This is a genomic window from Rhodococcus sp. NPDC003322, from assembly GCF_053589555.1.
In genome coordinates this window covers 709,981-730,414 of record NZ_JBSFSC010000002.1, presented here as the reverse complement: position 1 = coordinate 730,414, position 20,434 = coordinate 709,981, and the positions used below count along the sequence as shown (strand labels likewise).

The 20,434-nt window shown below is 70.4% G+C and carries 18 protein-coding genes; 7 read left to right on the top strand and 11 right to left on the bottom strand.

Annotated elements, in window-relative coordinates; genetic code table 11:
* Nucleotide 1 precedes the first annotated feature (1 nt).
* The 7 genes from ACWDUM_RS09695 to ACWDUM_RS09665 form a co-directional block, all read right to left on the bottom strand.
* The gene (locus ACWDUM_RS09695; protein WP_450133811.1) at nucleotides 2–685 is read right to left on the bottom strand and encodes a MadR family response regulator transcription factor; all 684 of its coding nucleotides are present in this window, start codon (nucleotides 683–685) and stop codon (nucleotides 2–4) included.
* Nucleotides 685–2,028, bottom strand: coding sequence for a MadS family sensor histidine kinase (locus tag ACWDUM_RS09690; RefSeq protein ID WP_450133810.1), 1,344 nt, complete (start codon nucleotides 2,026–2,028; stop codon nucleotides 685–687). The genes ACWDUM_RS09695 and ACWDUM_RS09690 overlap by 1 nt, the downstream gene beginning before the upstream one ends.
* Before the next feature lie 19 nt (nucleotides 2,029–2,047).
* Nucleotides 2,048–3,256, bottom strand: coding sequence for an iron-containing alcohol dehydrogenase (locus tag ACWDUM_RS09685; protein ID WP_450133809.1), 1,209 nt, complete (start codon nucleotides 3,254–3,256; stop codon nucleotides 2,048–2,050).
* 151 nt (nucleotides 3,257–3,407) lie between these two features.
* Entirely contained in the window at nucleotides 3,408–4,913 is a 1,506-nt protein-coding gene (gene madC, locus ACWDUM_RS09680) for a MadC family VWA domain-containing protein (RefSeq protein WP_450133808.1), read from the bottom strand.
* A gap of 56 nt (nucleotides 4,914–4,969) precedes the next feature.
* On the bottom strand, nucleotides 4,970–6,040 hold the full coding sequence (locus ACWDUM_RS09675; protein ID WP_450133807.1) for a MadB family AAA-type ATPase: 1,071 nt from the start codon (nucleotides 6,038–6,040) through the stop codon (nucleotides 4,970–4,972).
* A 151-nt stretch (nucleotides 6,041–6,191) separates the two neighbouring features.
* The gene (mdo, locus tag ACWDUM_RS09670; protein ID WP_450113807.1) at nucleotides 6,192–7,463 is read right to left on the bottom strand and encodes an NDMA-dependent methanol dehydrogenase; all 1,272 of its coding nucleotides are present in this window, start codon (nucleotides 7,461–7,463) and stop codon (nucleotides 6,192–6,194) included.
* A 197-nt stretch (nucleotides 7,464–7,660) separates the two neighbouring features.
* Nucleotides 7,661–8,230, bottom strand: coding sequence for a hypothetical protein (locus ACWDUM_RS09665; RefSeq protein WP_450113806.1), 570 nt, complete (start codon nucleotides 8,228–8,230; stop codon nucleotides 7,661–7,663).
* 275 nt (nucleotides 8,231–8,505) lie between these two features.
* Here ACWDUM_RS09665 and ACWDUM_RS09660 point away from each other — a divergent pair, with 275 nt between their 5' ends.
* Nucleotides 8,506–9,984, top strand: a complete 1,479-nt coding sequence (locus ACWDUM_RS09660) for an FAD-dependent oxidoreductase (RefSeq protein ID WP_450133806.1) — start codon at nucleotides 8,506–8,508, stop codon at nucleotides 9,982–9,984.
* Nucleotides 9,985–10,082: 98 nt separating this feature from the next.
* On the opposite strand, the gene ACWDUM_RS09655 is transcribed toward ACWDUM_RS09660, so the two are convergent.
* Nucleotides 10,083–10,475: an SPW repeat protein gene (locus ACWDUM_RS09655; RefSeq protein WP_450133805.1), complete on the bottom strand. Its 393-nt coding sequence runs from the start codon at nucleotides 10,473–10,475 to the stop codon at nucleotides 10,083–10,085.
* A 98-nt stretch (nucleotides 10,476–10,573) separates the two neighbouring features.
* On the opposite strand from ACWDUM_RS09655, the gene ACWDUM_RS09650 reads away from it, so the two are divergent.
* Both ACWDUM_RS09650 and ACWDUM_RS09645 read left to right on the top strand, forming a co-directional pair.
* Nucleotides 10,574–11,146, top strand: coding sequence for a TetR/AcrR family transcriptional regulator (locus ACWDUM_RS09650; RefSeq protein WP_450133804.1), 573 nt, complete (start codon nucleotides 10,574–10,576; stop codon nucleotides 11,144–11,146).
* Between the two features lie 131 nt (nucleotides 11,147–11,277).
* Nucleotides 11,278–11,799, top strand: coding sequence for a flavin reductase family protein (locus ACWDUM_RS09645; protein ID WP_450133803.1), 522 nt, complete (start codon nucleotides 11,278–11,280; stop codon nucleotides 11,797–11,799).
* A 190-nt stretch (nucleotides 11,800–11,989) separates the two neighbouring features.
* On the opposite strand, the gene ACWDUM_RS09640 is transcribed toward ACWDUM_RS09645, so the two are convergent.
* Nucleotides 11,990–12,445: a hypothetical protein gene (locus ACWDUM_RS09640; RefSeq protein WP_450133802.1), complete on the bottom strand. Its 456-nt coding sequence runs from the start codon at nucleotides 12,443–12,445 to the stop codon at nucleotides 11,990–11,992.
* Between the two features lie 731 nt (nucleotides 12,446–13,176).
* Between ACWDUM_RS09640 and ACWDUM_RS09635 the strand changes: the two genes are divergently transcribed.
* The 3 genes from ACWDUM_RS09635 (at nucleotide 13,177) to ACWDUM_RS09625 (ending at nucleotide 17,029) form a co-directional block, all read left to right on the top strand.
* On the top strand, nucleotides 13,177–13,548 hold the full coding sequence (locus ACWDUM_RS09635; RefSeq protein ID WP_450133801.1) for a nuclear transport factor 2 family protein: 372 nt from the start codon (nucleotides 13,177–13,179) through the stop codon (nucleotides 13,546–13,548).
* 12 nt (nucleotides 13,549–13,560) lie between these two features.
* Entirely contained in the window at nucleotides 13,561–15,219 is a 1,659-nt protein-coding gene (locus ACWDUM_RS09630; protein ID WP_450133800.1) for an FAD-binding protein, read from the top strand.
* Nucleotides 15,220–15,520: 301 nt separating this feature from the next.
* On the top strand, nucleotides 15,521–17,029 hold the full coding sequence (locus ACWDUM_RS09625; protein ID WP_450133799.1) for an MFS transporter: 1,509 nt from the start codon (nucleotides 15,521–15,523) through the stop codon (nucleotides 17,027–17,029).
* A gap of 89 nt (nucleotides 17,030–17,118) precedes the next feature.
* On the opposite strand, the gene ACWDUM_RS09620 is transcribed toward ACWDUM_RS09625, so the two are convergent.
* On the bottom strand, nucleotides 17,119–17,877 hold the full coding sequence (locus ACWDUM_RS09620) for an IclR family transcriptional regulator (RefSeq protein ID WP_450133798.1): 759 nt from the start codon (nucleotides 17,875–17,877) through the stop codon (nucleotides 17,119–17,121).
* On the bottom strand, nucleotides 17,874–19,421 hold the full coding sequence (locus tag ACWDUM_RS09615) for an APC family permease (protein ID WP_450133797.1): 1,548 nt from the start codon (nucleotides 19,419–19,421) through the stop codon (nucleotides 17,874–17,876). Before ACWDUM_RS09615 ends, ACWDUM_RS09620 begins: the two co-directional genes overlap by 4 nt.
* Before the next feature lie 391 nt (nucleotides 19,422–19,812).
* Here ACWDUM_RS09615 and ACWDUM_RS09610 point away from each other — a divergent pair, with 391 nt between their 5' ends.
* Nucleotides 19,813–20,412, top strand: a complete 600-nt coding sequence (locus tag ACWDUM_RS09610; RefSeq protein ID WP_450133796.1) for a MauE/DoxX family redox-associated membrane protein — start codon at nucleotides 19,813–19,815, stop codon at nucleotides 20,410–20,412.
* Nucleotides 20,413–20,434 lie beyond the last annotated feature (22 nt).

Below are 20,434 nucleotides of genomic sequence, written 5' to 3'. Positions count from 1 at the left end.
CTCAGATGAGTCCGCGTTTGCTGGCCTCGTAGACAGCCTCGGCGCGCCGGGTGACGCCGAGCTTGCGCATCAGGTTGCTCACGTGGAACTTGACGGTGGTCGCCGAGATGAACAGCTTCTCCCCGATCCCGCTGTTGGACAGGCCTTTCGCGAGCAGCCCGAGGACCTCGATCTCGCGATCGGTGAGCTTCTCGGACTGCACTCCGGTGCGCCCGAGGGACTGGACGACGGTGGCCGCGGTGCGCGAGTCGAAAGCGCTCTCCCCCTGCGACACCGCGCGGATCGCGCGGACGAGTTCGGTGGTGTCGACGTCCTTGACGACGTAGCCGCGCGCCCCGGCCTGCACGGCCTCCAGGACCAGGCGTTCGTCGAGAAAGGTGGTCAGCACCAGCAACCCCATCCGCGGGTGCGCGGCCGACAGCGCCCGGCACAGCACCAGGCCCTCGTAGTCGGAGCCTGCGCCGAGCTTCAGGTCGATCAGCACGATGTCGGGATCGATCTGGGCGGCAAGGGATTCGGCGCCGGATCGGCTGTCGGACTCCCCCACGACCTGCAGGTCGGGCTCGCGGTCGAGCACCGAACGCAGACCCTGCCGCAGGATCGCGTGATCGTCGACGAGCAGGATCCGCACCGGCCGGGTGGCGGATCCGGGCACTGCGTCGGGGGCGAGGTGCGGGGCGGGCATCACTGGGCCTCCATCGGTAGCGTGACGGCGACGCGGACACCGCCGATCCGGGCGCGGCGGACCGTCAGGTCGCCGCCGAGTTCACGGGCGCGGGTGGCCATGTTCGCCAGACCGCGGTGGTGTCCGTCCACGTCCCCGGCGACCGCCTTGCGCAGGGCGGCGCGGATCCGGACCGGGTCGCCGGTGCCGTCGTCGTCGACGGCCAGGCCCACCTCGGTCGGCCGGTACGTCAGCCGCAGCACCGCCCGGCGCGCGTCGGCGTGCACCGCGGTGTTGAACAGCGCCTCGCCGGCGATCCGCAGCAGGGCGTGCTCGACCTCGCCGCTCAGTTCGACGGGAGTGCCCTCGACCCGCAACTCCACAGCCAGGTCGGTGGGGGTCGGGACGACGCTCAGCTGCTGCAGCATGTCCGGCAGCGTGGCCGTCGCGGCGTCGGGGGTGTTGTTGAGGGTGAAGATCGCCGAGCGCAGCTGCTCGACCGCCCGCCGCGTCATCTCCTTCGCGAGGTCCAGCCGTTCGCCGCGCTCGCCGGCCGGAATGTCGCCCAGGCACACCTCGATCTGCATGCCCGCCGACAGGACCGCCTGGGTGACGCTGTCGTGCAGTTCGCGGGCGATGCGGCGGCGCTCGTCGTCGAGGATCTGGTGCCGGTGCGCGGCATCGAGCTGGCGTTGCGCGGACGCGAGTTCCGCGTTGCGCACGGCCAGGTCGGCGGCGGTGCGGCGGGCCTGCGCGGACGCGTGCTCGGCACGTTCGAGGGCGACGGTGCCGCGTTGGTACAGTGCCGAGTTCTGCAGTGCGACAGCCGTTTGACTGGCCAGGATGTTCAGCACCGAGGCGTCGGTGGCGTCCAGGCCGCGGGTGGTCCACGCCGCGATCGCACCGACCACGCCGCCGTCGAGGACGAGCGGCACGTACGCGTGCCGGTGGTCGAGTTCGGGCCGGTCGCCGTGTCCGGTCGCGCCGGTCCGGATGCCGTCGAGGCAGTCGAGCACCATGTCGGGCAGCGGTGGGCCCTCGACGTTGTCGACCAGGAACGGTGTCGCGTCCGGGCCGAGAACCAGGCGCCGCGGTCCCGCGTCGGGCAGGGCCCCGTCGCGGAGGGCGAACACCACCCAGCGGGCGCTCAGGTGTGCCCGCGCGGCCTCCGCGACCGCACAGACCAAGGTCTCCGGGCCCTCGACGGTGCGCACCAGGGCGCGGGAGATCAGGTCAAGCGCGTGCACCATCCGCTCGAGCCGTTCCGCGGCGCCCCGGTACTGCGGGTAGTAGCTGGACTTCCCGGACCGCAGCCCGGTCAGCACCGCGAGATCGGGTGCCGCGGAGTCCGGGTCGTGCGTCACCGTCGACCGCCGACGCGAGTCACAGTGCCGCCCGGTACAACTCGACCATCTGGGCGTGCGTGGCGCTGCGCGGGTTCGTGGACATGCACGCGTCGCGGAGGGCGAAGTGCGCCAGCCGGTCGAGATCCTGCTCCCGGACGCCGAGCGCACCCAGCCCGCGCGGCACCCCGACGTCGCCGGCCAGTCGCTGCACCCGGTCCGCCACCGCCAGCGCCGCCTCCTCGGCGGTGCCGCGATGCTCGTCGAGGCCCAGGCTGCGGGCGATCTCCACGTAGGGCGTGGGGTCGGTGGAGGCGTTGAACCGGATGACGTGCGGGAGCAGGATCCCGTTGATCACCCCGTGCGGCAGGTCGAGCAGGCCGCCGACCTGGTGGCTCATCGCGTGCGCGGCACCGAGGATCGCGTTCGTGAACGCCAGTCCCGCCTCGAGGCTCGCCTGCGCCATCGCCGTCCGCGCCGCCATCCCCCGGGGATCGGTGATGGTGTGGGGAAGGTTCTCGGTGACCATCCCGACGGCCCGCAGCGCGTGGTGGTCGGTCAGCGGATTGTGCGCCAGCGAGACGAATGCCTCGATCCCGTGCGTCAGGGCGTCGAGTCCGGTCGCGGCGTTGAGCCATTCGGGCATGGTGGTGAGCAGACGCGGGTCGATGACGGTGACGTCGGGGACCAGGGAGCGTCCGATGATCGTGATCTTGGTGCCCCGCTCGGTGTCGGTGACGATGCAGAACTGGGACACGTCCGCACCGGTGCCCGAGGTGGTCGGGATCATCACCAGCGGCGGGATCGGGACCTCCGCGCGGTCCACGCCCTCGTAGTCGAGGATGTTGCCGCCGTTGGACGCCAGCACCGCGACACCCTTCGTCGCGTCGATCACCGAACCGCCGCCGAGCGCGATCAGCACGTCACAGCCGTGCTCGCGGTACCGCTCGTGCCCGGCCGCGATCTCGTGGTCCTTCGGGTTCGGCGTCAGCCCGTGCCAGACCGTCGCGGTCAGGCCGCATTCGCGCAGACATCCGAGGAACTCGTCGACCCAACCGGCCGCGATCAGCCCGTCGTCGGTCACCAGCATCGGGCGGGTCGCGCCCAACCGGACGGCCGCGTACGCCGCCTCCTGCAGCGAGCCGAGCCCGAACACGATCTCCGGGGCGTGGAACTTGACGGTCCGCGGAACGTCGCGGGGGGCCTCCGGCGGCACGGTCACGCCGTGAGGGGGATATGCGACAGACACCGGCGACGCTCTTCTCATCCGACCACAAACTGTGACACAGCTTACAGCTGCTGAATCCACAGTACCGACCCACCGGCCGGGCCCCCACACACCTTCGGGCAGGTCCGGACCTACCCGATCGGGTAGGTCCGGACCCGCCGGAGGACGGGGCTCAGGACAGCGCGTGCGCCAGCTCCCCCGCCTTTGCGACCAGCTGCTCGGCGTCGCGGGCGATCACCACCCGGTCGCACACGTCGGCGTACTCGCTCATCGCGCAGGTCGCCTGGCCCCAGTAGCGGCGCGGCTCGGGCGTCACCCACGCCAGCCGGTGCGCCCGCCGGCGCAGGACTGCGAGCTGGTCGGCCTTCGCGGGCAGCCCGTTGCAGCGGGCGTCGCCGACGACCAGGACCGCGGTCCGCGAGTCCACCAGGTCGGTGCCGCCGCTCAGCACGCGGTCCAGCACCCGCCCGTAGTCGCTACTCGCCTCGAGGTCGATGCGAGGGTCGGCCAGCACCGCCGCGAGGGCGTCGTCGCCGCCGCTGCGCAGCAGCACGTCCGTCACGTCGACCGGGTCGTCGACGAACGCAAGCACCCGGCAGCGGTCCGCCCGCCGGTGCATGGCCTGCGCCAGCCGCAGCGTGAACGCGGTGACCGGCCGCACCGAGAGCGAGACGTCCGCGAGGATCAGCAGGCGCACCCGGTCCGGGACCGGTGTCCGCGTGACCAGCCGGAAGGGGACGCCGTCGGTGCGCAGGCTCGCGCGCGTGGTGCGGGGCATGTCGAGGCCGCCGCGACCGTGGAGACGCGGCCGGGGCCGCGGGGCGCCGCGCATCCGGCGCAGCACCTCGTGGCAGGCCAGGTCCACGTCGGCGTGCGGATCCCGTTCCTCGTCGAGTGCGCCTGCCGACGGGACCGCGCCGGGGGCGAGGCCGGCCTGCGCGGCCAGCGCGGCGACGAAGGACTCCACGGCCTCGGTCAGCCGGGTCAGCTGATCCTCGGTCAGGGCGTCCTCGTCGCCGGTGCCGTCGCCGTAGGTGCGGGACGGGTCGTACGCGTCGAGCCAGGCGAGGATCGCCGCCGGGTCGTCCCAGCTCAGCGTCCCCGATGCCACCGCACCGGACGCGTCCGTCAGCTGCCCGACCGTCGCCGCCCCGGCCCGCTCCACCTCGACGGTGTAGGTGACGCCGCGCCGGCCGGCGTCGGTCTCGGTGGAGACGGTCAGTTCGGTGTTCGGCGCGGAGACCGTGACGTCGTCGTCGTCGGTGTGCGGGTTGAATCCCATCGGCGACTCGGTGGAGTCGAAGTGCTCCCCCACCTCGGCGACCCGCTCGTTGTACTCGGCGTACCGGCCGATGTCGGAGTCCTCGGCGATCTCCATCTCCTCGGGCAGTCCGGTCGCCGACTCCTGGTGCGCCTGACCGAGTGGGGAATCCGTTGTCGGTGAGTAGGTTCCGCGGAACAGCGCGTCGAACGCGGCGTCGAATCCGGACTGTTCGTGCGCGTACTTCGCGCAGGTGGCGCGCAAGGCGGCCCGCAGCGCGTCGCGGTCACGCGCGCCGAGCAGGCCCAGTACCCGCCGCACCTCGATCACCTCGGCGGGAGACGCCGACACCCCGGCCCGCCGTAGCAGGCCGCCGAACAGCGCCGCCACCACGTCGAGCAGTTGCCGAGTGCCCACTTGCTGCGCCCTCCGCTCGGCCGGCGCCCCGGTGACTGCGCACTCGGCGGTCACGGTCACCGCCCCCGTAGTCCGGTGCCGCGCACGCTCGCCCCGCCGCGCTCGGCACCGCCGGTGCCGCGGAAGGCCGCGGTGGTGGTGTTGGCGGGTGCCTCCGCGATCGTCACGGGGCGCGACGTTCGCTCGGATCGGGTTGCGGGGGACTCTGTCTCGCCGTGCAGGCGACCCAGGGCGAGGTTCCGGTCGCTGGTGTACTTGAGCAGGGTGGCGTACAGCGTCCGCCGGGTCTCGTCGGAGACCGGCTCCCCGGCCGCGGTCAGCAGGGTCGCCGCCCGGCTCGCGTCGATGACCTCGGAGATCGACGGGCTCTTGCGCAGCGGCAGGTCGCGCAGCGTCCGGGCCAGTTCGACGACGTCGGCGGCGACCGCGGGTTCGACCTCGGGAGCGCGGGCGGTGACGACTTCCCGTTCCCGCTCGGGGGTCGGGAAGCCGAGGTGGAAGTGCAGGCAGCGGCGCTTGAGCGCCGGGGAGAGCTCCCTGGTGTCGTTGGAGGTCAACACCACCCACGGGGTCGAACGGGCGGTGACGGTGCCGATCTCCGGGATCGTGACCTGCTTCTCGGCCAGCACCTCCAGCAGCAGCGCCTCCAGTGACTCCTCGGTGCGGTCCACCTCGTCGACGAGCAGCACCACCGGCTGCTCGGAGAGCACCGACTCGAGCAGCGGGCGCACCGACAGGAACGCCTCCGAGTACAGACCGAAGTCACGGCCGGCGAGGTGGCGGGACGCGGAGTCGAGGTCGGGCAGGCCGGCGGTGTCGGCGGTGATCCGGTCCCGCAACATCTGCACGTGCAGAAGCTGTTTCGCGTAGTCCCACTCGTAGAGCGCCCGGCTCGAGTCGAGGCCCTCGTAGCACTGCAGCCGTACCAGCCTGCGGCCGCTCGCCGCGGCCAGCGCCTTCGCCAGCTCGGTCTTGCCGACGCCCGCGGGGCCCTCGAGCAGCAGCGGCCGGTCCAGCGCGGTGGCCAGGTGGGTGACCGTCGCGAGGTCGGTGTCGGCGATGTAGTGCTGCTCGCGCAACGCGTCCACCAGCGCGGCGGCCGACGCGAAGGTGCGTGGATCGGTCATGGGCCCGATGACACGAGATTCTGGGTGGATGTCCTCGTGCGGGAGGGTGGCCGAAGTCATTGCAGCGCTCCGTCTCTCGTGGATGGGTGGAACCCGCGGCCGGAGCGGGCAGGGGCAGGGGGTCTCGCCCCGGCCGCGGAAGGGGGTGCGGTCAGTAGGTGCCGTTGATGCAGTGCCCGACGACCGGGATCATCGACTCCACCGTCACCTCGCGCGGGTTTCCGGGGGTGCACCAGTCGCCCTGGATGTGCTCGGAGATCGCCCGCACCGTCTTGTCGTCACCGGAGATCGACTCGCCCCGGCCCGTGTACTTGCCGGTGTTCATCTGGTTCTTCTCGTAGGTGTCGGTGCGCACCGACGCGAAGTTCTCCGGGATGCCGACGTCGCGGGAGAGCCGGATCGCCGCCTCGACCGCGGCGTCCGCGGCCTGCACCGTGGTCATGTTGCGGGTGTCGACGCCCATCGCGGTCGCAAGCCGGGCGAAGTGTTCGTAACGAGAGGGCAGGTTGTACTCCCACACCCTGGGCAGTGCGATCGCATTGTTGAGGCCGTGGTGGCTGTCGAAGAATGCGCTCATCGCGTGCGAGATGGAGTGGATGATGCCCAGGCCGCCCGAGTTGAACGCCTGCGCCGCAATGTATTGCGCGTTCATCATGCCCTCACGGGCCTTGAGGTTGCGTGGGTCGAAGACCGCCTCGCGCAGGTTTTGCGCGACCAGCTCCGTCGCGTAGAGGGCGTTGCCGAGGGACGGCGCGAAGTCGAGCCGGGAGACGTACGGCTCGCTCGAGTGCGCCAGCACGTCGAAGCCGCAGTAGGCCGTGAAGTGCTGCGGGAGGCTGTAGTACAGCAGCGGGTCGTCGATCGCGAGGGTGACGATCGTGGCCTCGTCGAAGCCGACCCACTTGTGCGGATGGTCCATGTCGGAGGTGTCGGTGATGACGTACGCCCACGACGTCTCGGAGCCGGTGCCGGCGGTGGTGGAGACCGCGATGTGCGGTGGATTCTGCTTGTTGGTGGACTTGGCGAAGCCCTCGAACTCGTTGATGTTGCGGCCGTCGTGCGCGATCACCACGCGGGCGCCCTTCGCGGCGTCGTGGCTGGAGCCGCCACCGATGGAGATGATGCTGTCGCACTTCTCCGTCTGGTAGAGCGCCGCCGCCTCCATGACGTTGTAGTCCTTGGGGTTCGACTCCACCTTGTCGTACAGGACGACGTCGAGGCCCTGGTACTCGAGCTTGCCGATGATCTCCTCGATGATCCCCGACCCGCGCAGGCCGGTGGTCATCAACAGCACCCGCTGGAACCCGAGGTTCTTCGCCTCGACGCCGATGATGTCGTGGGCGCCGACGCCAAGGAGGGCGCGCGGGAAGGGATGGAACTCCTTGATGGGGAAGTCCCAGATCTGGTTGAGCTCGATGGCCATCGGAGGTCTCCTCGTGTCCGGTGCGCGTATGTGACGCGCGTCTCACGAGGGAACTCTGGTGGGCCGGATCACCCGGACGGAAGGTGTCGGCGGCCGAACCGTCCGGTTGCCGTCGCCGAACCGTCCGATCGGGTAGGTGCCGCCGGGCCCGGGTGGTCAGCCTCCCCGCCACGGGCGGGGAACGCAGGGGCCGCGGATCAGGCGGCGCGGGCGAAGGTGGCCCAGGCGCGGGCCGCGACGCGTCCACCCTCGCCGACGGCGGTGAGCACGACGTCCACGCGCGGCTCCCCGTCGGCGGTGTACTCCTGCACCACCTCGCCCGAGCACGACAGCGGCTCGCCGGCCGGGGCCGCGGAGACGAGACGGGTGCGGAACCGGCGCACCGACTCCGCCCCGAGCCAGTCGGTGGCGTAGTTCGCCAGCATCCCCACCGTCGTGGTGTCGCCACCGGCGCCCTGCGTCCAGGCGTCGGCGATCAGGCGGCCGTCGGCGTCCCGGTACTCGGTGAGCCGGTCGTGCTCGCCGTCGCGGACGGTGACGGTCAGCAGGTCGCCCGCCCGCGGCGGTGTCCCGAAGAACCGGCAGTCGCGTTCGGCCGGGACGTCGTGCTCGCCGGCGATCGGGTCGGTGCCGCACAGGTAGGTGGGCGGAACCACGGCCCGGTCCTCCCGGTAGGCCCGGTGCGTGCACCCGGTCGCGTCCGCGAACGCGCGGATCCGGTCGGGGTCGACGGTGAACCGTCCGTCCGCCTGCAGGGTCGTCTCCATGTGCGCTACCTCCGATCGGTGCCGATGGCGGTCACGCTAGGCGCCGCGGCGCGGCGAGCGCAGTGGCGTTCCCGCTGATCGGGAGCCCCGCGGAGGCACCCGATTGCGGGCGCGTTCTCCCGCAGGATGGGACGTGCGAGTCCGACGGCGCGGGAACCCCGGTAGACGAGAGGTGCAACTCCGCGTCGGCGCCGGAGAGGGCACCTCCTCTCACGAGCGGGTGTCGATGTCGGGCCGCCCGCGTGGCGTATCCTGGATCACTGAAAGGCATTGTCATGGCGAGTAATTCGGACGACCTCCGGCCGAGGTCGGCCGCCGAGGTCGAGCAGTGGGACTACGAAGCGGACGTCGTCGTCGCGGGTTTCGGTGTCGCCGGGGCGGCCGCCGCGGTCGGTGCCGCGCAGGACGGTGCCGAGGTGCTGGTGCTCGAGCGCACCGGAGGCTGGGGCGGCGCGGCCGCGATGGCCGGCGGCTTCATCTACATGGGCGGCGGCACCCCGCTGCAGAAGGCGTGCGGGTTCGAGGACACCGTCGACAACATGAAGGCCTTCATGAAGGCGGCGCTCGGACCGGGCACCGACGAGGCGAAGATCGACGTCTACTGCGAGGGCAGCGTCGACCACTACCACTGGCTCGTAGACGAGTGCGGCGTGCCGTTCAAGGAGAGTTTCTGGGGTGAGCCGGGCTGGGAGCCGCCGGGCGACGACGGCCTGCAGTACACCGGCGGCGAGAACGCGGCGCCGTTCAACGCGACGATCCCGCCGGCCCCGCGCGGTCACGTCCCGCAGATGCAGGACAAGCACGTCAGCTCCGAGAAGGGCGGCGGCTACATGCTGATGAAGCCGCTCACCGACAAGGCGACCGAGCTCGGTGTGCGGGCCGAGTACGACATGCGCGTGCAGACCCTGATCGTCGATGCCTACGGGCGTGTCGTCGGCGTCCAGGCCAAGCAGTACGGCAAGGACGTCACCGTCCGCGCCCGCAAGGGCGTGGTGCTGGCGACCGGCAGCTTCGCCTACAACAACCAGATGCTCGAGTCGTTCGCGCCGAAGATGGTCAACCGGCCCGCCGCCTCGATCGAGGAGCACGACGGCCGCGCGATCCGGATGGCGCAGGCCCTCGGCGCCGATCTGGCGCACATGGATGCGGCGGAGGTGGCGTTCTTCTGCGATCCGCAGCTGTTCATCCGCGGCATCCTGGTCAACGGGCGCGGCCAGCGCTACATCAACGAGGACACCTACCCCGGCCGGGTCGGCCAGGCGACGCTGTACGAGAACCAGAACCAGGCGTTCCTGATCATCGACGAGGACGCCTACGAGGAGGGCCTGACCCGTCCGACGTCGAGCCCCCAGCTGCGGCACCGCCCGAAGTGGGTGGCGGAGACGGCCCTGGAGCTCGAGGCCGAGATCGGGCTGCCCGCCGGGTCGCTGCAGGCCACCGTCGAGGTGTACAACCGGCACGCCGCGAACGGGGAGGACCCGCTGCTCGGGAAGAAGCCGGAGTGGGTCAAGCCGATCGGCTCCCCGATCGCCGCGATCGACCTGCGCGGCATGACCGGCGGGTTCACCCTCGGCGGCCTGCGCACCAGCGTCGACTCCGAGGTGCTGCACGTCTCCGGGCAGCCTATTCCGGGCCTGTTCGCGGCCGGTCGCTGCACGTCCGGCGTCTGCGCCGGTGGCTACGCGAGCGGCGCCTCCCTCGGTGACGGCAGCTTCTTCGGCCGTCGGGCCGGGCAGAGCGCCGCGAAGGCCTGACCGCACCGGACCTCGCCGAGACCCCGGACCGATGCCATTCGGTCCGGGGTCTTCGTGCTCTCGGGTGAGCCGGGCCTGCGACCCTTCCGACCGGCGAGCTACCGGGTCGCGTGGGCTGCCCGGTAGGTCTCCCGGTCACGTCGCGCGTTCGTGTCGGTGAGCTCGGTGGATTCGTCGGCGACGTAGGCGGTTCCGGCGACGGCCATGACGAGCGCCCCGGCGATCCACGCCGTCCAGGCGGCGCCGTCGCCGGCGAACTGTCCGACCCACGGGGCGATGAACAGCACCAGGCCCACGACGGACAGCGCCCAGTGGTCCTTGGTCGGGTCCTTGGCCACCAGCGACCACAACGCGTAGATCGCGGTGATGGCCCCCAGGCCGAGCGTCAGGCCGGAGCCGATCGGGGTGGTATCCGCCCAGAACGACGCGGACATGGTGACGAGGCCGAGGAGCAGGGCCGCCCCTCCGGCGAACGTGCTGGAGAACTTCATGACTGACACCTCTCGATCGATACGCTACATGTAGTGTAGCTACATAGAGTGTAGCGTTGTCGGGTCGAGTGGTGTTCCACGGAGTGAGGAGAACAACAGTGGCGTCGAGCGGTAGGCCGGCCGCCCCCGAGCAACGCATCGCGGACGCGGTCCTCGACCTGCTCCGGCTCAAGGGCCCGCGGGCGGTCACCATCGAGGGCGTGGCCACGCGAACCGGGATGGCGCGCACCACGATCTACCGTCGCTACCGCGACCGGGACGAAATGCTCACCGCAGCACTCGCGCCGATCGCCCAACCCGTCCCGCCCGCCGCGGATGCCACCGCCCGCGACGTGCTGGTCTGGTTGACCGAGCAGTCCCTGCGGGCGATCGACAGCGGCATCGGCTTCGGCGGCCTCGCCGCACTGGTGACCGACGAGGACCCCTCGTTCACCCACGTCATCCGGGCGATCCTGGTCCGGCACCGGGGCACCCTGGCCGGCGTGGTGCGCGAGCACATCGCCCGCGGCACGGTCCGCGCGGACCTGGACGCCGACACCTTCATGGACTCGGTCGTCGGTGCCTACGTCGCCCACCGGGCCCGAGGGGCGGAAGACGAGGCCGGGATCGTCGATCGGGTCGTCGACACCCTGCTGCCCGCGTTCGCCCGGACACCCACCGGCGGGCGGTGATCCCGACCGGAGCCCTGCGGTCGGATTCGAAATCCGTCACGGAAAAGGCGCCCACTGACCGGGACCTCAGATGGCATAGTGCCGACCGGAGCCCGATGCTGTTGGGTGCCCGTCTCGTCAGGAGGAATCACATGAGCGCAGAACCGACCGCCGTCGCCGAGCACATCGAGCTGTCCGGCCCCGACGCCGCCACGCTGCGCAAGGTGATGAGCCACTTCTGCACCGGTGTCGCCGTCATCACCGCTCACGACGGCGAGCAGCCGCTCGGGTTCACCTGCCAGTCCGTCGTCTCGCTGTCCCTCGAGCCGCCGTTCGTCTCGTTCTGCCCGACCAAGACGTCGAAGAGCTGGCCGCTGCTGCGTGAGGCACGCAACCTGTGCATCAACGTGCTCGCGCACGACCAGAAGGACATCTGCGGACAGTTCGCGACCAGCGGCGCCGACAAGTTCGCGGGCGTGTCGTGGTCCCCGGCCGCGAACGGCGCCCCCGCGCTCGACGGCACCCTGGCCCGGATCGACGCGACCGTCGAGGTCGAGCACGACGCCGGCGACCACACCATCGTCATCGCCCGCATCACCGACCTGACCGCCGACGTCGATCGGCAGCCGCTGCTCTTCTTCAAGGGTGGCTACGGAGACTTCTCCGCCCACTAGCCGGAGAACGGCTCCTCGCGCGGCGTCGGCGCGGTCGGCATCCCGGGTTGCTCCGATCCCGGGACCTCGGCGCCACCCGCCCGCGCGGAGCCCGGCGTGAGGCCCTGTCCGGCGGGCCCCGGTGCGTCTCACTGAGCAGGATCACCACATCGAGACGAAGACCCTCCCGCTAGGCCCGGGGTCCCGCCTTCTATCCGGCTGATGCTCCGGTGAGGATCGGCAGGAAGGTCTCGGCGATCACCCGGTGACCGGCCGGGTTGGCGTGAATGTCCTTGTAGCCGGTACACATCCACGTCCACAGGCAGATCTGGGCGACGTTGTGCGGCAGCGTCCCTAGGCCGGGCACGGCAACCGGATTCCCGAAGTCGTTGGTGGAGAACGCGGCCGCGACGTCGGCGGTCTTCCAGCCGGCCCCGGAGTTCGCGGTGACGATCGTCGAGCCGAGAACGTTGTCGGCGCCGGTGGTCGCGACCGCGACGGCCTGTCCGGTGGTTCCGGTCGGCCAGCTCGCGAGGGTCGGGTTGTAGTAGGTCATCCCGACGTAGGCGGGCCCCTCACCGCCCGCGGCGCGCAGCTGACGGTTGATCGTCGCGAGGTTGGTGCCGATCGTCGCCAGGGCGTTCGCGACGCACCCGACGTCGGGCACTCCGGACGAGCCCGGCGAGCCGGAGCCGCCGCCGCGAATGCAGGGGTAGACGTCGTTCGCGCGCCGAGGTCCTCGGTGACGTACCGGACCTGTCCCCGGTGCGCGGTGATGAACTTCGTCGCGGCGTCGAGTTGCGAGGGCGCGCCGTCGTACGTGCACCGCCCGCCGTTGATCATGGTCGCGGTGGATTCCCCGCTGCACCCGAGCCGGATGTGCTGCAGGTTGGGATCGGACGCGCGGAGCGTGGCGAACAGGTCGTCGGTGTAGGAGACGGGCTCGTCCTTCCGGGTGTCGGGCTGGTAGCCGGCGGCCAGGGAGTCGCCCAGCGAGACGTAGTAGGTGGGTTCGGCCGCGGTTGCCTCGGGGACCCCCACGGCGCACACCGCGACGAAGGAGAGCATCGCGGCGACGGAGAACGAGACAAAGCGGAACAAGGGGGCAGGAACGGCTTTCGCGCGCATCTCGACGCTCCAGGTCGTGTCGGCGGTTGCATCGAGCGTAGGTCGGCCGGCCCGTGGATGAGCCCGGGACGGTGTCGATCGTTACTCCACGGTGACCGCACAACCAGGGGATTTCCGGTGTTTCCACCGCGGCGGTCGTCACGCACCGACGCCGCCCGCAGCCGACGGGGCAATTCGGAGTTCTCCCGCTCCCCGGGAGAAAGGGGGTTCGCTCCGCGACGGACGTGGCTACCGTCGCACCCGCAGCACCCCCGACACCCTGGAGTCAGCATGGCCTTCGAAGACGACATCCGTTCCGCAGTCGCCACCTACCTGGACACCGTCGCGAACGGCACGTCCGCCGACATCGCCGCCCTGTACGCCGAGGGGGCCACCCTCGAGGACCCGGTCGGCAGCGAGCCGAAGGTCGGGCGGGAGGAGATCGAGAAGTTCTACGCGGCTCTCGACGCCGTCCGCAACCGCACCGAGCTGCTGGCCGTCAAGGTCGCGGGCAACACCGCCGCCTTCCATTTCCGGGTCGTCACCGAGACCGGGGACCAGACGATCACCATCGAACCGATCGACGTCATGACCTTCGACGACCGCGCCCGCATCACCAGCATGCGCGCGGTGTGGTCGCCGGCCGACATGACCATGGCCTGACGGGGGACGAACATGACCGAAACCGAGAACTGGGACCACGAGGTCGATTTCGTCGTGGTCGGCAGCGGCTGTGGTGGACTCACCGGTGCGCTCGCGGCGAAGGACGGCGGGCTGGACACGCTGATCGTGGAGAAGGCGTCGGTCTACGGCGGGACCACCGCCCTGTCCGGCGGCAACATCTGGATCCCGAACAACCCGACCCTGCGGCGCGCGGGTCTCGCGGACTCGCGGGAGGACGTGCGCCGCTACCTCGACGCCGTGATCGGCGACCGGGTCCCGTCGGCGAACGTCGACGCGTTCATCGACGAGGGCCCGGCCACGATGGAGTTCCTGGAGTCCGCCGGACCGCACATGCGATTCCAGTGGTGCACCGGCTACTCCGACTACCACCCCGAGCAGCCCGGCGGACGCCCGCGGGGGCGGACGATCGAGCCGTTGCCGTTCGACCTCAAGCAGCTCGGTGAGGACGAAAAGCTGCTGCGGCCCGGTGCTTTGGCGACTCCTGCGGGCCTGTACATCACGTCCAAGGAGTTCGCGAAGCTGAACATGGTGATGCGCACCTGGGCGGGACGCCGGGCGGCGCTGGCCACCGGGTGGCGCGCGGTCAAGAGCCTCGTGCTGCGTCGGCACATGGAGACCCTGGGCCAGGCGCTGATCGCGCGGCTGCGACTGACCGTCAAGGACGCGGGCATTCCGCTGTGGCTCGACAGCCCGATGCGGGAGCTGATCACCGATTCCTCGGGCGCGGTGGTCGGCCTGCTCGTCCGCCGCGACGGTGCGGACCTGCGGATTCGCGCCCGGCGCGGGGTGCTGCTGGCCAGCGGCGGATTCGAGCAGGGCGAGCAGATGCGCAAGAAGTACCTGCGCGAGGGTGGCAAGGACAACTACAGCGCCGGGGCGGTGGACAACACCGGTGACGGGATCGTCGCCGGTGAAAAGGTCGGGGCAGCACTGGATCTGATGGACGATGCCTGGTGGATGCCGTCCTTCCGGCGGCCCGACGGCATCATGCACGTGCTGGTGTCGGAGCGGTCGATCCCCCGCTCGATCATCGTGGACCAGTCGGGTCGGCGCTTCACCAACGAGGCGGCGCCGTACGTGACGTTCGTACACGAGCAGATCGCCGGTCGGCACGACCCGATCTGGTTCGTCTTCGACGGAAAGGCGAAGAACCGCTACCAGTTCGGTGGCGTGATGCCGGGGCAGAAGTTCCCGAAGTCGTGGTTCGCGACCGGGCTGATGCATCGGGCGGACTCGATCGAGGAACTGGCCGTGTCGATCGGGTTGCCTTCGGTGCAGTTGGCCGAGACGGTGGACCGCTTCAACGGGTTCGCCCGGGCCGGCCGGGACGAGGACTTCGGTCGCGGTGACAGCGCGTACGACAACTACTACGGCGACCCCACGCTCCCGGCTCCGACGCTGGACGTGATCGACAGCGGACCGTTCTACGCGGTCCGGATGGCCGCCGGCGACCTCGGCACCAAGGGCGGAATGGTCTACGACGAGCACGCCCGGGTGCTGCGCGCCGACGGTTCGGTGATCGAGGGCCTGTACGCCACGGGCAACACGTCGGCCGCGGTCATGGGGCACGACTACGCCGGTGCTGGCGCGACGATCGGACCGGCGATGGTGTTCGGCTACATCGGCGCTCGGCACGCCGCCGGACACTGACACGAAGACCGTTCTCCGGCAGCCTGGGCCCGAGCGGGCTTGATTCCGGAATCCCCGGGGCACAACGGAATCCACGTCATGTGGACCCGATGTCGCCCCGGGGATTCGTCGTTTCGGCTCCAGTTCCACGGGCGTCCCGCTGACTGGAACACGGTGTGGTGCGCGACACACGGCGGAGAGTGTGATGTGGGCAACACGATTGACCGGCTGTCCGGTGAATGTGTCTGCCAACCATCACATCTCGGCCCGATCCTCGAATCAGGACTTCGACGGCCGGTCCGGGAATCCGGAAGGAACCCCCATGGTCACAGGACCACAGGCCGCAGCGCCGGCCGAGCACGCCGCCCAGACGTGGACGCCCCGACTGATCTTCTCGCTGGCCTCGATCGTGCTGCTCCTCGAGATGCTCGCGGTCAGCTACATGATGATCTCGATGGCGTTGCCCGCCATCGCCGCCCACTACCAGACCACCCAGGGCGCCTGGCTGCTCACCTCCTTCCTGCTGGTCGGCGCGGTCACCGCCCCGCTCATCGGCAAGCTCGCGGACATGTACGGCAAGCGGCGGCTCCTGCTCGTGTGTGTGGCCGTCGCGGCGCTCGGTTCGCTGGTCTCCGCCCTCGCCGGCAGCTACGCCGTCCTCGTCGCCGGTCGCGCGCTCTCGGGCCTGCTGGTCCCGTGCCTGTTCCTGAGCTACTCGTTGGTCCGGGACGTCTTCCCGCAGCGGACCGTCGCGTTGGCCGTCAGCATCGCCACCAGCGGGATGGGCCTGATCGCGATCCCCGCCCCCTTCCTCACCGGCTGGCTCATCGACAATCACGGATTCCGCAGCATCTTCTGGTTCTTCGTGATCGGTCTCGTCGTGCTCGGCGCGATGATCGTGGTCTCCACCGACGAATCGGCGGTTCGGCTGCGTTCGAGAATCGACCTGATCGGCGCGGTACTGCTCGGCGCCGGTATCGCCGGCGTGTTGATCGCGGTCAGCTTCGGACCCACCTGGGGCTGGAGCAGCGGTTCGACCCTGGCCTACCTCGTCGGCGGAATCGTGCTGATCGGCGCCTGGCTGATCTCGGCCCGCACCGTGCGGGAGCCGCTGATCGACCTCGACGTGCTCAGGCAGCGTCCGGTCCTGCTCACCGCCGTCGGTGCCGGCTTCTGCTACGGATCCAGCGGACTGTTCACCATCCTGCTTCCGATGCTCGCGATGACCCCGGCCATCCTGGGTCTCGGCTACGGATTCGGAGTCAGTGCAGAGGGATTCGCCATCTTCCAGGCGCCGATCGGCGGCATGGTCGTCATCGGCGGCATCATCGTCGGCATGCTCGTCGGTCGCGGCATCCGGCCGCGACCGCTCATGGTGATCGGGATGCTCGGTATGGCCGCCGGTTTCCTCTGCGTCGCGATGGTGCACGACGACAAGGCGCTGCTGATCGTGTTCGCCGGCCTGTTCGGAACCGGAATGGGCATGGCGTACGCGTCGATCCCGAACCTGCTCATCGAGGCAGTGCCGCCGCAACTGCAGGCGAGCACCGCGAGCATCGTCGGTGTCTTCCAGTCGGTGTTCCCGGCGGTGTTGCCGGTCATCGCGTTCACGGTCATGAACAACTCGCACATCGCCCCGATCCCGCTGGAGATGACCCAGGGTGTGGTTTTCTACACGGACAAGGGCTTCCAGGTCGCCTTCCTGATCGGCGCGGTCGCCGCGCTCATCGGTGCGCTGGTGGCGTTCGCGCTGCCGCGCCGTATCGAGCAGGTCGCCGTCCCCGCCGCCGTCGGCGTGGACCCGTCCGAGCCGGCGCTCGTGACCGACTGACTCCGCCCGAGGTTCCCCTGTGTCACGTCGGATCGATCGACGACACCCGATGTGACACAGGGGAACTCAAGGGTCGGAGCGGCCGCGGCTCAGAGCAGGCCGGTGAGCTGGCGAGATCCCTGCTGCAGGAATTCGAGTTGTTCGGGGTCGGCCTGCGACACCCGGAGCGGCGAGCCCTGCAGGCAAAGGCCCCCGACCACCACGGCCGAATGGTCGCGGATCGGCACCGCCAGGGCGGACCGGCCGAGGCGGCACTCCTCGTTCTCGAAGGCGTGGCCGTCGCGTTGCGCCCGCGACAGCTCGGCGAGCAGGAGGTCGGGATCGCACACGGTGTGATCGGTGAGCCGTCGCAGTTCGAGTCCGTCGCGGAGGACCGGATCGTGGGCGAGCATCAACTTGCCCAGGGCATTGGCGTGCAGATTCTTCGCCAGCAGCGCGATGCCGACGATCTCGTGGTCGGGGTCCCGGTCGACGAATCGCAGCCGTCCGCCGGCGAAGGAAGCGACGTGCAACGCGAACCGGGTACGCGCGCGGAGACCCTCGACCGTCTCGTGCAGTGTCGCGGAGGTGTCGGTGGCCGACGCCGCGTGCGACAGTTCGGCGGTGCGCCGTCCGAGTGCGAAGCCGGACAGATCCGGAACCCGGACCAGGAATCCTTCGGCAACAAGAAGATTGAGCATCCGATATGCCGTGGTGGGTGGGACCCCGGTGAAGCGGGCGATCTCCTTCGCGGTGGTACCGGGGCCGAGCTGCGCGACCGCCTCGAGCATGCCCAGCGCCTTGCGTACCGCCCGCGGTTGCTGCCCGCTGAATCCCGTTGCCGCCCCGACCTCGGTGTGTGCGGTCATTCCCCGGACCCCGGCCGGGGATCGGCGGCCACCAGCTGCGGGCGGCCGTCGTCGTCCAGGACCAGCAGACCCGACCCCGGCAACAGGTCCGCGGTCTCGACGTTGTCGAAAACCCCCATCGTCGACAGGAACCGGGGCCGAAGGCGTCGCAGCGCGGCGGCCCACACAGTTCCGGACACCGCGACCGTCGCCACGGCGATCGGCATCACCCACTGTCCGGTCGCGACGCCGTCGAAGGCCAGGTAGGCGAGCAGTCCGGTGCCGGCGGTCGCGATGACGACGGCGGCACCGGTGGTGGCGGCGGAGTCCTCGCCGATCCGCTGGAGGAACCGCAGGCACGAGACGCCGAGCAGGGTGTACGCGGTGACGAGAGCGACCTCGACGGCCCCGTCGTACCAGCCGGAGTCCGCGACGAAGGCGAACAGGTAGAGCCAGGCCCCGCCGACACTGACGCCGCCGAACGCCGCGACCGCGACGTACGGGGTACGCAGTCGCCGGTGTACCCGCGACAGCGACCGGGGCAGGGTTCCCTCCACCCCCATCGCGAGCAGGAGCCGGGATCCGGCCTGTGCGCAGCCGAGCGTCGAGGCCAGCCACGAGCAGGTGACCCCCAACTTCACGGCCAGGACCATGCCCAGGCTCGCGCCGGAGGCGGTGCCGTCGAAGTACGCGGCGACCACGGCGTCCGCGTGTCCGGTCAGCGCCGCCCACCCCGCGAAGACGAAGACGGCGCCGCACACCACCGGGGTCACGAGTACCGCCCGGGACACGGTGGTCAGTGGTCGCCGTGCCTCGGGTCCGAAGAAGGCCGCACTCTCGAATCCCGCCATGCTGAACACCACGACCAGGGCCAGGAACGGCAGTGTGGCGGAGGAGGGTGGCGCGACCGGCGGTCCGGTCGGGTCGGGACCGGCGATCATCAACGCACAGATCAGGACGAGTGAGCAGGCCTCGACCAGCACGATGGCGCGCGTGGCGAACCGGACACCGCGCAGCACGATCACCGCTACCAGGCCGGCGACGACGCCGGCGGTTGCCAGCAGGGGTGCCGTCCCCGAAGCCGGGATGCCTAGTGCCGCAGCAATACTCAGCAGGCTCGTCGACGAGTTGGCGAGGACCGAGATCGAGATCCCGAGGTAGCCGAGCAACAGGGCGGCCCCGGTGGTCAGGGTCGCCCGGGTCGGCAGACCGTGGAAGGCGAAGCTGTACAGCGAGCCGGCCGCGGCGAGCCGCCGGGTGAACTGGGTGACGCAGAAGGCGATCGCGGTGACGATCGCTGTGGTTCCGATGATCGCGGCCAAGCCGGCCGGGCCGGGGTCGTTCGTGACGATCCACGAGGCGATGAAGATCATGCCGGTCGCGGGCGCGATGGTGGAGAGGGACTGCCCGACCAGGTCGACCTGGGACAGCTGGCGTCGCTCCAGCACGCGCAACGGCGAGAAGACCGGCACCGCCGGCGGCTGGGTGCGCCGGGATCTCGCGATGGCGGCGCGGAGCGCGGCACCGCCGAGTCGTCCGCCGTCCGCTCGCCTGTTGCCCGTCACGTCGGCACCTCGTTCTCGTTCGTCCGCCGGCCCCTCGGCCGACCGCTCGCAGGGAACGGTAGGTGGGCCGTGTTTCCGATCGGTTTCCGTTGTGGCGCATCCACTGTCCCGTCAGGAAGGTCACCACGTTCGTGTGTCGGTGCCGTTTCGGTGGTGGCGGAGGTGTTTCCGCAAGTGGAAATCGGACAGAACCGTCCGCTCCGGAACGTCGGTCCGGGGCGGCAGACATCCCTCCCACAGCGCGCCGCGACGCGGCGTGACCTGCGTCGGCGTGACTGGTTCCCGTCCGCACCGATTTCCACTCGCGGTGCGCGTGGATGTTTCGTCGCCGCAGCGAAACCGCCGTATTCCGTGGACACGATTGACCCCGACGACAGAGAGGACGTGATCCATGATCTGGGTGTTGACGGCGTCGATCGTCGGCGGGACGCTCCTGCTCGCGGGTGTACCCAAGCTCGGCGACCGGGACGGATTGCTGACGGTGGTGAAGGGCTACCGGTTGCTGCCGGCATGGGCCGAGCGGGCGGTCGCGGCGGTCCTGCCGATCGTCGAGGTCGGGGTCGGTGTCCTCTTGATCGTCGGTCTCGGTGAACGCTGGCCGGCAGCGGCCGCCGCGCTACTTTTCGCCGGGTTCGCGGTGGGCCTGACGGTCAATCTGGCCCGTGGTCGCCGCGATCTCGACTGTGGGTGTTTCGCCTTCGGCGCCACGCACGATGTGCCCCGGATCGGGTGGTTCCACGCTGTGCGTGCCGGCTCGCTCGCTGCACTGGCGCTGGTGCTCGCATTGGTGCCGGCTCCCGAGATCAGTGCGATCGGCCGGTTGATCGCTGTGCTGATCGGGTTGCTGGTCCTGTTGGCAGTGGTCGCGCTCGCCCAGCTGCGCACGGTCATCCACATCGGGCACCGGCCGGTCGACGACCACCTGTCCGCCGCGTCGATCAGGCTCCGAGCAGTGAGCACCGCCTCCAAGTACGGCACCGCGAACACCTGACCTTCAACAACTTCCACGAGAC

Excerpts from the sequence above, each read along its gene's own strand:
- ACWDUM_RS09695 (WP_450133811.1), bottom strand. The coding sequence starts at position 685 with ATGCCCGCCCCGCACCTCGCCCCCGACGCAGTGCCCGGATCCGCCACC.
- ACWDUM_RS09675 (WP_450133807.1), bottom strand. The coding sequence starts at position 6,040 with ATGACCGATCCACGCACCTTCGCGTCGGCCGCCGCGCTGGTGGACGCG.
- mdo (WP_450113807.1), bottom strand. The coding sequence starts at position 7,463 with ATGGCCATCGAGCTCAACCAGATCTGGGACTTCCCCATCAAGGAGTTC.
- ACWDUM_RS09665 (WP_450113806.1), bottom strand. The coding sequence starts at position 8,230 with ATGGAGACGACCCTGCAGGCGGACGGACGGTTCACCGTCGACCCCGAC.
- ACWDUM_RS09660 (WP_450133806.1), top strand. The coding sequence starts at position 8,506 with ATGGCGAGTAATTCGGACGACCTCCGGCCGAGGTCGGCCGCCGAGGTC.
- ACWDUM_RS09655 (WP_450133805.1), bottom strand. The coding sequence starts at position 10,475 with ATGAAGTTCTCCAGCACGTTCGCCGGAGGGGCGGCCCTGCTCCTCGGC.
- ACWDUM_RS09645 (WP_450133803.1), top strand. The coding sequence starts at position 11,278 with ATGAGCGCAGAACCGACCGCCGTCGCCGAGCACATCGAGCTGTCCGGC.
- ACWDUM_RS09635 (WP_450133801.1), top strand. The coding sequence starts at position 13,177 with ATGGCCTTCGAAGACGACATCCGTTCCGCAGTCGCCACCTACCTGGAC.
- ACWDUM_RS09630 (WP_450133800.1), top strand. The coding sequence starts at position 13,561 with ATGACCGAAACCGAGAACTGGGACCACGAGGTCGATTTCGTCGTGGTC.
- ACWDUM_RS09625 (WP_450133799.1), top strand. The coding sequence starts at position 15,521 with ATGGTCACAGGACCACAGGCCGCAGCGCCGGCCGAGCACGCCGCCCAG.
- ACWDUM_RS09620 (WP_450133798.1), bottom strand. The coding sequence starts at position 17,877 with ATGACCGCACACACCGAGGTCGGGGCGGCAACGGGATTCAGCGGGCAG.
- ACWDUM_RS09610 (WP_450133796.1), top strand. The coding sequence starts at position 19,813 with ATGATCTGGGTGTTGACGGCGTCGATCGTCGGCGGGACGCTCCTGCTC.